Below are 14,293 nucleotides of genomic sequence, written 5' to 3' on the forward strand. Positions count from 1 at the left end.
GAGCCGGTGCAGGCGGTCCACAGGTCGCGAAAGTCTCTCACGGTCGGATCGGGGAAGCCGCGACGGCATATGGGAAATATGGGACAATTTCATCATAGGGGCGCCTGCTCAGCCTGAGCCGTCGGCATCGTGACTCCGTTCTCGGCTGAACGGCGCCTTCCGCCTGCGCCTCCGACGGATCGGTCGACGGCCGTCCGTGAGCTTGGGCCAGGCCTCGCCTAGGAAGGAGCAGCAGTGATGGTGGGACGTACTCGACTGTGGGCAGTTGCGGTGGCGGCCGGCGCGGCGGTGGCGGCGGTCGCCGTCGGAAACGCCGCCATGGGCGACGGACGGGACGACTCGCGCGACAAGCACGAGTCGCGAGAGTCGCAGAACTCGTGGGACTGGGACGACTCGCGGCGCGGTGAGGACACCGTGCGGGCGAAGCTCAGCGGCTACCAGGAGGACCCGCTCACGATCTCCACGCCCGGTTCGGGCCGGTTCGAGGCGCACATCGACGAACGGAACAAGGAGATCAAGTGGCGACTGAGCTACGACGACCTGAAGGACGTCGAGCAGGCGCACATCCACTTCGGAGGAAGACACCAGAGCGGCGGCATCGCCGCCTTCCTCTGCTCGAACCTCAAGGACGCGAAGGGCGGCGCGCCACAGGGCACCCAGGCCTGCCCTCCCGCCCCTGCCAAGATCGAGGGGACCATCAGGCCCGCTGACGTGGTGGGCCCCGCCGACCAGGGCATCGAGCCCGGGGAGTTCGACGAGCTGGTCGACGCGATCGAGGCCGGCGTCACGTACGCCAACGTGCACACCAAGAAGTACCCGAAGGGCGAGATCCGGGGCCAGATCAAGAGCGACGAGCGGGACCACGACAAGCGTGACGACTCGGGCCGTGGCGAGGAGCGCGACGAGTGGGGCCAGGGCAAGGGTGACGAGTGGGGCCAGGACGAGCGTGACGACTCGGGTCGCGACGAGGAGCGCGACGAGTGGGGTCAGGACAAGGGTGACGAGTGGGGCCCGGACAAGGGCGGCGAGTGGGGCCAGGACAAGGGTGACGATCGGAGCCAGGACAAGCGCGGCGACTCCGGCGAGCAGAAGCGCGACGACTGGGACCGGCAGATGAGCGACGCCTGACAGCGACGTACTCATCGTCGGCCGTCGTGCCTGTGCGAGCCTGCCGTCGCGGCGGGCGGGCCACGGGCCCGGCAGGGGCATCCGCTCGTTTGCCACGAGCGGATGCCCCGGTGTCGGCCGGCCGTGGCGCCCCCACGATCCTCTACAGTCGACGGATTCCGTCGACTGTGGAGGGCGAGAGGGCGGGCATGAAGATCGGCATCAACACGTGGGCGTGGGTCGCGCCGCTGACCGACGAGGAGCTCGCCCGACTCGCCCCACGGATCAAGGCGTGGGGCTTCGACGCCGTCGAGTTGCCCATCCAGGCCCCGGGTGACTGGGATCCCACGGTGGCCGCGGAGCTGCTCGCCGGGCTGGACCTGGCCCCCGCCGTCTGCGCCGGCCTGCTGCCCGAGCACGACCTGCTCGCCGACGACGAGCAGGTCGTGCGGCTCACCGAGGACTTCGTCCGGCACTGCCTGCGGGCCGCGAGCCAGGTGGGGGCCGACGTCGTGGCCGGCCCGCTCTACGCGCCGGCCGGTCGGACCTGGCTGCTCGACGCGGACGCGCGGCGCGCCACCACGGCGCGCCTCGTGGACCGGCTCCGGCCGCTGGCCGCCGAGGCCGCCGAGCGGGGCGTCACGATCGCCCTCGAACCGCTCAACCGGTTCGAGACCAGCCTGCTCAACACCGTCGAGCAGGCGTTGGAGGTGGTCGACGGGATCGACGGCCTGGGGCTCGCGCTGGACACCTTCCACCTGAACATCGAGGAACGCGACCTGCCGGCGGCCATCCGGGCGGCCGGTGACCGGCTCGCCCACGTGCAGGTGTGCGGCAACGACCGCGGCGTGCCCGGCGGGGACCACCTCGACTGGCGGGCGATGCTGGCCGCCCTCGCGGACATCGACTACGCCGGCCAGTTGAGCATCGAGTCGTTCACGGCGCCGGCCCTGGCCGTGCCGATGTCCGTGTGGCGACCGCTCGCCACCGGCCCCGACGCGCTCGCCGTCGAGGGGTTGGCCTTCCTGCGCGGGCTGTCGGCCGTGCCGTCCGCCAAGAATTCCCGCTCCTGACCCCGGTCGCGGGGTGATTGCGGGCCCGGCAGTGGGTACTGCCGGGCGATGTTCTTCATCTTCGGGCTCCGCACCAAGGTCAGCCAGTCGGGCGTGGTGCGGCAGGTCTGCCGCAACTGCGGCAACCACGCCGCACAGGTGATCACCCGCCGGTCGACGAAGTTCAGCCTGTTCTTCGTCCCGATCATCCCGATCCGCACCCGCTACGTGCAGCAGTGCACCTTCTGCGGCGCCCAGTACGACATCCCCACGTCCGAGGCCGAGCGCCTCGCGGTCGGCTGAGCCCACCGATGGCCCGCTTCCTCTGCTGGCTGATCGGCCGGCAGCCCGCCGCGCCCGCCCCGGCGCCCGTGCACACCGTCTCCCGGCCGCCCTGCACCCCGGGGCGCCGCCGGCGTCGCCGAGACCGCCGCCCGACGGCCGGCACCGCCCTGCCCCGCTCGCCCTGGAACCGCTCCTCCGGCCGTTGACCGCCGCGTGACCCGTGGGTGCCGGTGTCAGCCGGCCCGACAGCGCGCGCCCCGGCCCGCGTGCCGGGGCGTGCCAGGATGTGGCGATGTCGTATCCCCCTCATCCGTCGTACCCGCCGGGGCCCGGCGCGGTCACCCCGCTGGTCGCCTACCCCCACCCGATCCCGCCACCCCCGGGCCACGCCGTGCTGGCCGTCTCGGTCAACCGCGGGCCGTACCTCGTCCCCGCCCCCTCGACCAGCAAATTCAAGGTCGACCGCCAGGTCGTGCCGATTCCCGGCGAGGGCACCTGGCACGTGGCCGTCCCGGCGGGCCCGCACGACGTCCGCTACACAGACTTCATGGGCATTCCCGTGATGACCACCGCGCTCGTCGCCCATCCCGGCGCGGTGCACCACCTGTCGTTCCGCTTCGGCGGGTGGCGCAACCGCGTCCACGACGGGCAGGGCACCGACGTGACGAAGTTCGGGATGTGGTCGAACTACAGCATCCTGCTGGTCACCTTCCTCGTGCTCGGCGTGGTCTGCTGCGGCGGCTCCGCGCTCCTGGCCGGTCTCTCCGGCTCGGCCTGACCGGGCTCCGGCGCGGTTTGGCCGGGCACGCGCGCACCGGGCGGCGTCCCGCGCTCTTCGCGCCGGGGCGTCGCCCGGCGCGACCGGCGGGGACCGCCTATCGTGGCGGATCGTGACGAGCAGCGAGGAGCGACTGGCGGCGATCCGCGGCGGCGTGCCACCCAGGCGGCACAACGCCCGCACCATCGCCGCGTTGACCGGCAACCCGGGCTGCACCCGGCGGGCCGTGCTGGACGGCGCCGGGGTGGACAAGCCGAAGCTGGCCGAGCGGATCGGTTTCCCCGCCCGGTTCGGGCAGTCCCGGTTCGCCATCACCCGCGGCAACGCCTTCGAGGCGCAGGTCAAGGCCGACGGCGGGGCCGAGCTGCTGCGGCTGGTCGCCGAGCGGTTGGGCGTACCGGTGCCGGCGGCGGCGACCTGGACGGACCTCGGCGACGGCGTCGAGGACGACACGGCAGCCCGGCACCGGCGCTCCGCCGAGCTGCTGACCGGGGCCACGCCCGGCGACGGGACGGGCGACGCCGCCGCGCTGTTCGACCATCCCCTGCTCGGCCTGGACGTCGCCGGCCGCCGGGTGCACCTGGAGCCGGACCTGGTCGCCGCCCGGCTCGCCGGTCGGTTCCACGTGGTCGAGATCAAGTCGTTCCCGGTGGTCGACGGCCAGGCCGACGCGGCCAAGGTGTCCGCCGCCGCGACCCAGGCCGCCGTCTACGTGCTGGCCCTGCGCGAGCTGCTCGCTTCCGCCGGCCACGACCCCGAGTTGGTGTCGCACGACGTGGTGCTGGTCTGCCCGCGGGACTTCGCCAACCAGCCGGTGGCCAGCCTGGTCGACGTGCGCAAGCAGTTGCTGGTGCTGCGCCGGCAGCTCGACCGGATGGCCCGGCTCGACGCGCTGCTGGCCGCCGTGCCCGAGGACTTCACCGCCGACCTGGCCGCCGAGCCCGCGGCGCTGCTCGCCGCACTGTCCCGGGTGGAGGCCCGCTACGCGCCGGAGTGCCTGGCGGCCTGCGAGCTGGCGTACTTCTGCCGGCACGAGGCGCGCGGCCACAGCGGGGCGTTGGGCCGGCCGGTCCGGGAGGCGCTGGGCGGGATCGCGGACGTCGACGAGGTGCTGGCGCTGGCCGCCGGCGAGCGCACGCCGGACCCGGGGCAGGAGGAGGCCGCCGCGCTGCTGCGGGCCGCCGCCCGGCTGCGCGCCGACGCCCTCGCCGGGACCCCGGCATGAGTACGCTCCGCGCGCTCGCCAGGGCGCAGGCGCTCGCCGCCGGGGTGGCCCAGCCGGTGGCGACCGTCCGGCACCTGCACCTGGCCGAGCGCCCGCTGGTGCTGGCGCCGCTGGCGATGGCCGGCGAGGCGAACGCCCCGTTGGCGGCGCTGGTCGGCGACGCGCCCGACGCGGCGCGGCTGCTGATCGTGCCGCAGCCCCGCAACCGCGACCAGCGATACCGGTTCGCCGCCGAGCTGGCCGCGATCGTGCTGCCGTACCTGGACGGGTTCCGGGGGGTCGCCGAGGCGGTGCCGATCGACCGGGGCAGGGACGTGCGCTACCGGTACGTCGACGCCCCGCAGCTGCTGGTGCCGAACCCGGCCGGGGTGACCTTCCTGCGGCTGCTCGGCCGCTCCACCCGCTTCCGCCGCCCCGACGGCGAGCATCCGGTGCACCCGTCGGTGCCGGTGCTCGGGCGCTGGCTGACCTTCTTCGCCGAGCGGGCCGAGCATCCCGGCTCGTCGGCGCTGGTGGCGATGACCGACGCGCTGGCCCTGCACTGGGCCACCGGGCAGAGCGTGGTGGAGGACCTGCACCTGCCGGCGCTGCTCGGCTGGATCGACCCGCCGGCCGGGCTCACCGGCCCCGAGGCGGCGGCCCGGGCCGAGGACCCGGCGCTCTGCCCGCCCGCCGGGCCGGCCACCGACCCCGACTTCGACAACCACCGCCTCGCCCCGGCCATCGCCGCGTACGCCGCCGCCGAGGACGATCCGGAGGTGCGCGCCGGGGCGTACGCGGAGCTGGAGCGACTGCTGCGCGACCAGCTCGCGCCCACCTGGGAACTGATGTGGCGCGGCGTGGGGTTGCTGCGCGGCCTGCCGCCGGGGGCTCGGGTGGCCGGCCGGTGGGACGGCGACAAGGACGCGTTCACCGGGTATGCCGAGCACGTCGACGCGGGCGGCCCGCCGCAGCCCCGCCGCGACGGGGCGGTGGCCGCCGCCCAGCGGCTGCACCGGCTGGAACGGGCCCTGACCTCGTACGCCGTCCAGCGCGCCTACGACGACCCGCTGGTGATGGCGGAGCACCGGCTGACCGGCGAGGCGTTCGTGGGCGAGGTGACCCTGGCCGACCCGAAGCGGGTGGACGACACCGGGAAGCGGCCGGTGCTGCGCCCCCGCGTCCAGGTCGTCACCACCGAGCCGGTGCCGATGCCGGTCGGCGCCACGCTGTACTCGCCGGCCCGGCCGGCGCAGAAGGCCAAAGTGGTCTTCGTGACCCCGGCGGCGGACGGCAAGACCGAGGTGGTGCTGGAACTCTCCGGCGGGATGGGCCGGGGGCTGACGGCCCCGCCGGGCACGGTGCCCGAGGTGGGGGAGCGGCTCTGCTACACCACCCTGTCGGACTCCTTCATGCCGGCGGGGACCTTCCCTGCCGTCGAGGAGACCCCGTGGACCCACGGGGGCCCACCGGTCCCCGCGCCTGTGCCGTCCGACCCCGCCCCGGACCCCGGCCCGGCCGCTGTGCCGCCTGGCCACGGGCCGGCCCGTGCGCCTGAGTCGCACGGCCCTGCCTCGGGCTCCACCGACCGCGCGGTCGCGGCGGCCTCTTCGTCCGACGTGTACGGCGACCCCGACGAGGAGTGGGCCTGACCGGCTGACGCGTAGCTCTCCCACCCGCCCGGGCCTGGGCTGGATTCCCGTCACCGGTCCAGCGCCATCTGGCCCGGAACTCGCCGCCACTCTCCGTTACCTTCGTGCGTTTCCGGGACCTACCCCTCCGCGCGCTTTGCTCTGCACCCACCGACGCGCCAGGCACGCTGCGTGAACTCCGCGAACTGCCCGCTGATTGGATATGTCCAGGTCCAAGACCCGTGGTGCGGTCATGGGTGCAGAGCAAAGGGGCGACGGGGCGGTGCGGTCCTCCGGCCGTGGCGTGACACTGCGTGACGAGGAGTGCTAGGTCACGATGAGTGATGGCGGGGTGGTGCGCAGGACGGTCCGGTGAGCGGCGTCGAGCGCCTCGGCCGCCGGCACCTCGACGTCCGGAACGACGCCCGTGCCCTCCCAGTTGGTCCCGGAGACCGGGTTGACCGGGCTGGCGACCGGCACCGAGAGGTGCAGGTGCGGGTGGACGGGGAACCCCGTCCGGGGGTGGGCGCCGCCGCCGGTCCGCTCGCCGACGACCGTGGCCCGGCCGTGCTGCTGGAGCGCGTAGGCAAGCGACTCGCCGCCGGAGAAGGTCGTCGCGCTGGTCAGGACGGCCAGCGGCCGGTCGCCGCCGAAGCGGGCTCCGGCCAGCGGTGCGGGGCTCCAGAACTGGCGGTCGGGCAGGTGGCGCTGGCGCATGGTGTAGATGTGCGTCGGGCGGTCGAAGAGGTGCCCGCAGACCAGCGCCTCCATCTCCGGGTCGCCGCCGATCGTCTCGCGCAGGTCGAGGATCAGGGCGTCGGCGTCGGCGACCAGGCGCAGCGCGGCGGTCATCGCCTCCCCGGCCAGCGTGGGGGAGAACAGTGCGGGCTCGATCCGCACCAGGCCGACGTTGTCGGGCAGCCGCTCCACCCGGTGGATGCCGCCCAGGCTGGCCCGGGCCATCCCGGGCAGCGCGTCGGCGAGCGGATCCCCGCCGTCCTCCGGCAGCGGCCGGTCGTGGAACTTCACCCGCAGGTGGCGGTCGCCGTTGACCGACCGGAGTGTCCGGGTGAGCGAGTCGGCGAGCGCCGACCAGGATGCTGCCTGCCGGTGCTGGTCCGTCTCCGCCCGCAGCAGCCCGGCGAGCCGGGCCGCGACGTCGGCGAAGACGTAGTGCTCGCCGACCAGCCGGGCCGTGCGCTCGACGACCTCGGCGATCTCGATCTGCGATGCCGGTTGTTCCCGTGTGTCGAGGGTTGTCATGCCCGCAGTAGATCAGCGCTTTGACAAAGCGTCAAGATACGTAGACACTTTAGGTATGACGCCGACGCCCACGGAGCAGCCGCTCGACGACCTGCTGGAGGTCACCACCCCGGCGCAGTTCAAGGCGCTCGGGCATCCACTGCGGCAGCGGCTGCTCTTCGCGCTCGGGCAACGCCCCGCCACCATCAGCCAACTCGCTGCGGCGCTCGGCGCGGCCAAGGGCAACGTGGCCCACCACCTCAAGGTGCTGCGCGACGCCGACATGATCCGCGTCGCCCACACCCGTCAGGTCCGCGGCGGCACCGAGCAGTACTACCAGCGCAGCGCCCGACGGATGCGCGTGGCGCCCGGCCACGCCGCCGCGACCGCCGCGATGCTCGGGGCGGTCGCCGAGGAGGTCTCCGCGGCGCCCGGCGAGCCGCTGCTGCACCTGCGCCACCTGCGCCTCACCGCGGCCCAGGCCGAACGGCTCGGCGCCGCGCTCAGCGAGCTGCTCGACACCGCCGAGGACGCCGGCGAGGGCGAGGACCGCTACGGCGTGCTGGTCAGCCTCTACCGGCAGACCCCGCCGCCACCGGCCTGACCGGTCCCGCCGACGGGCCGCCGCCCGCCGGTCCAGAATCGGGCTTGACCCTCACGTAACGGCAGGCGGGAGCCTCGTTGGCGGAAGGGAGGGAAACCATGGCGTACACGGTGGGACAGGTGGCGAAGTTTGCCGGGGTGACCGTGCGGACGCTGCACCACTACGACGAGATCGGGTTGCTCTCGCCCAGTGGCCGCAGCAGCACGGGCTACCGGCGCTACGACGACGCCGACCTGGAGCGGTTGCAGCACATCCGCTACTACCGGGAGCTGGGGTTCCCGCTGGAGGAGATCGCCGCGATCCTCGACGACCCGGCGAGTGACCCGGCGGCGCACCTGCGCCGCCAGCACGAGCTGCTGACCGTACGGATCAAGAGGCTCCAGGAGATGGTCACGGCGATCGAGTTCGCGATGGAGGCGAGCAAGTTGAACATTGCACTGACCCCGCAGGAGCGGTTCGAGGTCTTCGGCGACTTCGACCCGGAAGCGCACGCCGAGGAGGCCGAGCAACGGTGGGGCGGCACCGAGGCGTACCGGGAGTCGAACCGGCGCGTGTCCCGCTACACCAAGGACGACTGGCTGCGGAACAAGGCCGAGAACGAGGACTGGGGGCGGCGGTTCGTCGAGGTGATGTCCTCCGGCGCGCCGGCGGACAGCCCGGCGGCGATGGAGTTGGCCGAGGAGCACCGGCAGCTCATCAGCCGCTGGTTCTACGAGTGCCCGTACGAGGTCCACACGGGGCTGGCCGACATGTACGTGGCGGACGAGCGGTTCACCGCGTACTTCGAGAGGATCAGGACGGGGATGGCGGCGTACCTGAGCGAGGCCATCCACGCCAACGCGATCAGCCGCGCCTGATCGTGCGGTCCGTCCGCACCCTGGAGGTCACCAGTGCTCATCGTCGCCGGCAGTCTCTACGTCGACCCTGACGAGCGGGACGCCTACCTCGCCGACTGCGTCGAGGTCGTCCGGCAGGCGCGGTCCGCGCCGGGCTGCGTCGACTTCGCGATCAGCGCCGACCTGGTCGAGCCGGGCCGGATCAACGTCTACGAGCGCTGGGAGTCCGACGCGCAACTGCTGGCCTTCCGGGGTGCGGGGCCGGCCGAGGAGCAGGCGGTGGCGATCCGCGGCGCCGAGGTGCACAGGTACCGCATCTCCGGCGTCGAGGCTCCCTGACCGGGGCCGGCCGGACGCTGCCGCGCCCGGCCGGCCCCGGATCAGCTCGGGCTCGGCCGGCCGAGCCCGGCTGGCCGTGCGGCCGGCCGGAGCGGGGCTCACCGTCCATCGGCGACGTGGTCGTAGACGGTGCGGGCGAGGCGGCGGACCACCTCGTCGCCGGTGGCGATCGGGCCGGAGGTGAGGAACGCGACCGCGACCTCGGAGCCGGGGATGAGGTAGTAGCCCACGTCGTGGGAGGCGTCCGGCAGGTCGCCGGTCTTGTGGGCGACCGGGACGCCGGGCGGCAGCGCGGCCGGGATCTTGGTGTTCAGGGTCTGCCGCCGCATGAAGTCGATCAGCAGGTCCCGGGAGCCGGGCGTGAGGATCTGCGCGTCCCAGACCGCGCCGAGCAGCGAGACGACGTCGTCCGGGCTGGTGTAGTTCTCCTCGCCCCGCCGGGCGGCGTCCTCGTCGAGGAACTTGCGGCCAGGATGGTCTGCCACTGGTTCATCGAGTCCGCCAGGGCGTTGACCGGCCCGAACCCGCGCAGGTAGCCGATCAGCACGTTCGCGGCGGTGTTGTCGCTGTAGACGATCGTGTACTCGGCGAGCCGACGCAGGCTCACCACCTGCGGGAACGTCTCGTGCTGGAGCTCGCCCGTGCCGTCGACCACGTCGGCCGGGGTGACCAGCACGCCCTCGTCCAGCGACACCTGGCCGCAGTCGACCCGGCGCAGCAGCTCCACGAGGATCCACAGCTTGATCACGCTGGCCGCCTTCGGCCGGAACGTGCCGTTCACCGCGACCTGCTGGTCGCCGTACCGACCTGAGAGGTCGCGGACCGTGACGCCGGCCGGGTTGGTGCCGGCCGTGGCGTCGACCACCTGCCGGAGCCGGTCGGTCAGCGGCAGCAGCCGGCGGCCGGCGGCCGGGTCGGTGGGCGGCGGGGGGTCGGTGACCACCGGGCCGGCCAGCCGCTGCGGCCGGGCGCCGGGGCGGGCCACCTCCAGGGTGCCCCACCGGCGGCCGACGAGCGGGACGTCGTAGGCGTAGGTCGTACCGTCGAGGGTCAGCGTGCCGCGCGCGGACCGGCCGACGACCCGCATGCCCGGGTCGGCGGCGCGGCCGGTGTCGCCGTCGCAGGCCCGGTAGCGCACGGTGCGCGTGCCGGTGTCCACCGAGAACACCCCGCCGGGGAAGGGCAGCCAGGCCGCCGTGCTGGCCGACGGGCGCCCGGGCCCGGGCTCCGGCCCGCCGCCGTCCGCCGCCGCCGGCCCTGCCGCCAGCGCCAGCAGGGTGACGACCGCCAGCGGTACGCGCACCGCGCCCCGCCAGGAAGATGAGCGCTTCTTGTCCGTTTTCCTCACGTTTGTACGATATGAAGGCCGGCGGGTCGCCCGGCATCGCGCCCCAGCGGTGTCACCCGTCCGGGGCGCGGGCGGCGGCTATCGCGGCGACCGCTCCGGCGGCAGGCCCGGGGCGAGCCGGCGCAGCGAGGCGAACGTGGGGACCAGCGCGTCGTACAGCTGGGAGAACAGCGGCAGCAGGGCGGCGTACGTGGCGGCGGCGGCCGGGTCGGGGCGGACGGTCTCCTCGAGGTGCACCAGGTCGGCGGCGACGTCGACGGAGGCGACCAGCCCCAGCGCCTCCATGCCGAGCAGCGCCGCCCCGAAGCTGGAGCCCTCGCGCTCGACGGGGAAGCGCACCGGCATGCCGAGCACGTCGGCGAGCATCTGCCGCCACAGCGGGCTGCGGGCGAACCCGCCGCTGGCCCGGATCTCCCGCACCTCGTTGCCGGCGGCCCGTACCGAGGCCAGCACCAGCGCCAACTGCTGGCAGACCCCCTCCAGCCCGGCCCGCACCAGGTGCGCGCGGCGGTGCCCGTGGGTCAGCCCCACGTACGCGCCGCGCGGCAGCGCGCTCCAGTGCGGCGCCCGCTCGCTCAGCAGGTACGGCAGCATGATCAACCCGCCGGAGCCGACCGGGGCTTCGGCGGCCACCGCCAGCAGCTCCCGCTCGGCGTGCTCGCCCAGCTCCGGGGCGAGCGCGTCGCCGGCCCAGTCGAGCACGAGACCGCCGTTGTTGATCGCGCCACCGACCACCCAGCGCTGCTCGGTCAGCGCGTAGCAGAACACCCCGCCGAGCGGGTCCACGCCGGGGCGTTCCACCATCACCCGCATCGCGCCGCTGGTGCCGATCGAGCAGGCCATCACGCCCGGGGCCACCGCGCCGAGCCCGAGGTTGGCCAGCGGGCCGTCGCCCGCGCCGACGACCACCTTCGTGTCGGGCGGCAGCCCGGTCGCGGCGGCCGCCTCGGCGGTGAGCCCCGGCAGCACGGCGGTGGTGGGCACCAGCTCGGGCAGTTGCTCCTCGGTGATCCCGGCGATGCCGAGCGCCTCGGAGTCCCACGAGAGCTGGTGGATGTCCATCAGGCCGGTCGCGGAGGCGACCGAGTGGTCGGTCACCAGCGCGTCGCACAGCCGCAGCAGGACCCAGTCCTTGATGCCCACCCAGTAGGCGACCCGCCCGAACAGCTGCGGATCCTGCTCGGCGTACCAGAGCAGCTTGGGCAGCGGCGCCATCGGGTGGACCGGGGTGCCGGTGCGGCGGTGCAGCGCCAGCCCGGACGGGACCGCCCGCAGCCGTTCGGCCTGCCGGCTGGCCCGCGAGTCGGCCCAGGTGAGCGACGGGGTGAGCGGGTTGCCGTCGGCGTCCAGCCCGATCAGGCTGTGCATCGCGGTGCTGAACGCCAGCCCGGCGATCGGCCGGCCCAGCTCCGCCACGACCGCGCGGATCGACTCGAGGACCGCCGCGTGGATGCGGCGCGGATCCTGCTCGGCCCAGCCGGGGTGCGGCTCGTCGAGCGGGTAGCCGACCGAGCGGTGCAGGAGCTGCGTGCCGTCGACGTCGTACGCGACCGCCTTGGTGCTGGTGGTGCCGATGTCGACGCCGACCACGACGGCGCGGAGCGGCTCGCTCACCGACTCCACCCCCTCGCCGTACGCACGGTGACACCGGCCGCCGCTGACGTTACCGAGCGTCCCGACGCCCCGCAGGGGGAACAAGGAGTCACGATCAGCCCTTCCCCGGGCCGCCCTCGCGGCACCAGAATGCCGATCAGTGTGAATGTTCTGCATGTTCACCCAGACGGGCAGCAGCTACTAGTGGTTGTTTTCCTTTCTAGAGCTGTCCATAATTGACTGTCGTGGGAAGTGTTTATCGGATCGGCGAGTTTGCCAAGCGGGTGGGCCGTTCGGTGAGCACGGTGCGCCGGTGGGAGGCGGAGGGCCGGATCGCGGCTCGTCGTCTGCCGTCGGGGCAGCGGTATTTCGACGATTCGGATGTGCGCAGGGTTTTGCAGCCGGGCTTCGCCGTCGACCGGCGGAGGGTTGTGGTGTATTGCCGGGTCTCGTCGCCGGGTCAGAAGTCCGATTTGGCTTCGCAGGTGGCGGCGATGCAGCAGTTCTGCCTCGCTCGCGGTCTGGCCGTGGACGAGTGGATCAGTGAGGTCGGCGGTGGGATGGACCTTCGCCGTAAGGAATTCCTGGCGTTGATGGACGCCGTCGACCGGGGTGAGGTCGCCACGCTGGTGGTGGCGCACAAGGACCGGTTGGCCCGGTTCGGGTTCGACTTGCTGGAGCATGTGGCGGCGCGCGGCGGCTGCGAGATCGTCGTGGCCAACCAGGAGTCCCTGTCCCCGCGGCAGGAGCTGGTCGAGGATTTCCTGGCCATCATCAACTCCTTCTCGTGTCGGCTGTACGGTTTGCGCCGCTTTGAGGAGGAGTTGAAACGGGCGGACTTGACCGTGGAGGGTGACCGGTGAAGGTCACCCGGATCGCCTACTCGGCCCGTCTGAATCCTGGCAAGTACGCCGCTCTGGTGGAGCAGGCCCGCCGGTTGGGTCGGGTGCGTAGTGAGGTGTGGCAGCGTTACGGCGCGATCAACGGTGTCGGGTCCGGGTTGAGAGACCGGCAGGTGCGGGACCGCTGGTTGGCCGACGGCATCCACGTGCAGTTTGGTGTGTTGGCGAACGCGTGGAAGGAAACGGTCCGCGACGCCGTCGCCGACATCGCAGCGAACATGGAGGCGGCCAAGGTCGACGTCCGGCGGGCGGTCAGCCAACGCACCAACGATCCGGGCGAGCGTCAGCGGATGTTCACCGCGCTGCGGGCCGACCAGTGGGCCAGTGACCCGTTCCTGGCCCGGCAGATGCGCAAGCATTGGAAGCGGGGCCGCAACCGCACGCATGATCAGATCGTGGTGCGCGCCGACAAGTACCACACCGCCGTCGATGGGTGGGGCCGGTTGTGGCTGGCGGTCCCGGGCCTGGAGCCCCGCAAGATGGTCAGGATCCCGCTGTCCACGACGGTCACGCCGACGGGTACCTTGCGGCTGATCCTGCGCAGCGGCCGGGTCGAGGTGCACTACCAGATCGACGCGGCGCAGATGCGGTCGTCGCAGCGGCCGTGCGGCGAGGCGACGGTCGGTGTGGACAAGGGCTACACCGAAGCCCTGACCGACTCCGACGGCCAGCCCCACGGTGAACAGCTTGGTGTGCTGCTGTCCAGTGAGTCGGACCGGTTGAAGGAACGGAACCGGCGGCGGGCGAAGCTGCGCTCGATCGCGAACACCGCCGCCCGGCGTGGGGACCACGCGAAAGCGCACCGGGTCAAGGTCAACAATCTCGGCACCGTGAAGCGGGACCGGCAGGCCGCCCGGCATCGGGCGCGGGTGCGCACGGAGATTTTCACCGCCGTGCACGAGGTCGTGGACAAGGCCGCCACGGTGGTCTCCGAAGACCTCACCAAACGCTTCACCAGCCGCAGAAAGCTTCTTAAGAACATGAACCGGCGTCTCGCCGCGTGGACCAAAGGAGTCACCGCCGAGGCCCTGAAAAGCGTGTCGGAGCGTAGAGGTTCTGCGCTCGTTCCCGTCAACGCCGCCTACACCTCACAAACCTGTCACCAATGCGGCGCCTTCGGCCGCCGTAGTGGGGACCGGTTTCACTGCACCCGCTGCGGGGTGGTGTGGCAGGCCGACGTGAACGCCGCGATCAACATCCTGCACCGAGCCGGCGACCCCGACATCGCCCTGCACACCCCACACCAGCGGGTGAAGCAGATCCTGCAGGACCGGACCGATCGCCACCGGACCAGACTGCCGGTCCAGGACTCCAGCCCGCGGCCACCGCAGGGCGGAGAGCGAACTATCCGAACTGCTCGGCTATGAGCAAC

At 73.0% G+C, this 14,293-nt stretch carries 13 protein-coding genes and 1 pseudogene; 11 read left to right on the forward strand and 3 right to left on the reverse strand.

The features are described 5' to 3' along the window. Window positions 1–237: 237 nt before the first annotated feature. From ACZ6Q9_RS10880 to ACZ6Q9_RS10905, 6 genes are all read left to right on the forward strand, one after another. On the forward strand, window positions 238–1,128 hold the full coding sequence (locus ACZ6Q9_RS10880) for a CHRD domain-containing protein (protein ID WP_393455836.1): 891 nt from the start codon (window positions 238–240) through the stop codon (window positions 1,126–1,128). Window positions 1,129–1,295: 167 nt separating this feature from the next. Next, window positions 1,296–2,180: a sugar phosphate isomerase/epimerase family protein gene (locus tag ACZ6Q9_RS10885; protein WP_466021398.1), complete on the forward strand. Its 885-nt coding sequence runs from the start codon at window positions 1,296–1,298 to the stop codon at window positions 2,178–2,180. Between the two features lie 48 nt (window positions 2,181–2,228). Further along, the gene (locus tag ACZ6Q9_RS10890) at window positions 2,229–2,462 is read left to right on the forward strand and encodes a zinc-ribbon domain-containing protein (RefSeq protein ID WP_393258936.1); all 234 of its coding nucleotides are present in this window, start codon (window positions 2,229–2,231) and stop codon (window positions 2,460–2,462) included. Window positions 2,463–2,736: 274 nt separating this feature from the next. Beyond that, a complete protein-coding gene (locus ACZ6Q9_RS10895; protein WP_393258938.1) occupies window positions 2,737–3,222 on the forward strand; it encodes a hypothetical protein in 486 nt (161 codons plus the stop codon). Between the two features lie 112 nt (window positions 3,223–3,334). Continuing rightward, window positions 3,335–4,447, forward strand: coding sequence for a hypothetical protein (locus ACZ6Q9_RS10900; RefSeq protein ID WP_357699782.1), 1,113 nt, complete (start codon window positions 3,335–3,337; stop codon window positions 4,445–4,447). Further along, window positions 4,444–6,078 (forward strand): hypothetical protein, encoded by a 1,635-nt coding sequence (locus tag ACZ6Q9_RS10905; protein ID WP_396828887.1) that lies wholly within the window; start codon window positions 4,444–4,446, stop codon window positions 6,076–6,078. Before ACZ6Q9_RS10900 ends, ACZ6Q9_RS10905 begins: the two co-directional genes overlap by 4 nt. Window positions 6,079–6,384: 306 nt before the next feature. Here the strand turns inward: ACZ6Q9_RS10905 and ACZ6Q9_RS10910 are convergent, their stop codons facing one another. Further along, window positions 6,385–7,320 carry a S41 family peptidase gene (locus ACZ6Q9_RS10910; RefSeq protein ID WP_396828885.1) on the reverse strand — a complete coding sequence of 312 codons (936 nt, stop codon included), beginning with the start codon at window positions 7,318–7,320 and terminating at the stop codon, window positions 6,385–6,387. A 55-nt stretch (window positions 7,321–7,375) separates the two neighbouring features. Here ACZ6Q9_RS10910 and ACZ6Q9_RS10915 point away from each other — a divergent pair, with 55 nt between their 5' ends. From ACZ6Q9_RS10915 to ACZ6Q9_RS10925, 3 genes are all read left to right on the forward strand, one after another. Then, on the forward strand, window positions 7,376–7,903 hold the full coding sequence (locus ACZ6Q9_RS10915; protein ID WP_393258944.1) for an ArsR/SmtB family transcription factor: 528 nt from the start codon (window positions 7,376–7,378) through the stop codon (window positions 7,901–7,903). A 98-nt stretch (window positions 7,904–8,001) separates the two neighbouring features. Next, window positions 8,002–8,760, forward strand: a complete 759-nt coding sequence (locus ACZ6Q9_RS10920; protein WP_396828883.1) for a MerR family transcriptional regulator — start codon at window positions 8,002–8,004, stop codon at window positions 8,758–8,760. Between the two features lie 33 nt (window positions 8,761–8,793). Next, window positions 8,794–9,078 carry a putative quinol monooxygenase gene (locus ACZ6Q9_RS10925; protein WP_396828881.1) on the forward strand — a complete coding sequence of 95 codons (285 nt, stop codon included), beginning with the start codon at window positions 8,794–8,796 and terminating at the stop codon, window positions 9,076–9,078. Window positions 9,079–9,176: 98 nt separating this feature from the next. On the opposite strand, the pseudogene ACZ6Q9_RS10930 reads toward ACZ6Q9_RS10925, so the two are convergent. Together ACZ6Q9_RS10930 and ACZ6Q9_RS10935 are read right to left on the reverse strand one after the other, a co-directional pair. Beyond that, window positions 9,177–10,165 (reverse strand): annotated as a pseudogene (locus ACZ6Q9_RS10930) (serine hydrolase). 339 nt (window positions 10,166–10,504) lie between these two features. Further along, window positions 10,505–12,040, reverse strand: coding sequence for a gluconokinase (locus ACZ6Q9_RS10935; protein ID WP_396828879.1), 1,536 nt, complete (start codon window positions 12,038–12,040; stop codon window positions 10,505–10,507). A gap of 224 nt (window positions 12,041–12,264) precedes the next feature. On the opposite strand from ACZ6Q9_RS10935, the gene ACZ6Q9_RS10940 reads away from it, so the two are divergent. Further along, on the forward strand, window positions 12,265–12,882 hold the full coding sequence (locus ACZ6Q9_RS10940; protein ID WP_393258952.1) for an IS607 family transposase: 618 nt from the start codon (window positions 12,265–12,267) through the stop codon (window positions 12,880–12,882). Beyond that, window positions 12,879–14,288, forward strand: a complete 1,410-nt coding sequence (locus ACZ6Q9_RS10945) for an RNA-guided endonuclease TnpB family protein (RefSeq protein ID WP_396828877.1) — start codon at window positions 12,879–12,881, stop codon at window positions 14,286–14,288. Before ACZ6Q9_RS10940 ends, ACZ6Q9_RS10945 begins: the two co-directional genes overlap by 4 nt. Window positions 14,289–14,293: the final 5 nt, after the last annotated feature.

This window comes from Micromonospora sp. NPDC049139 (genome assembly GCF_055586845.1).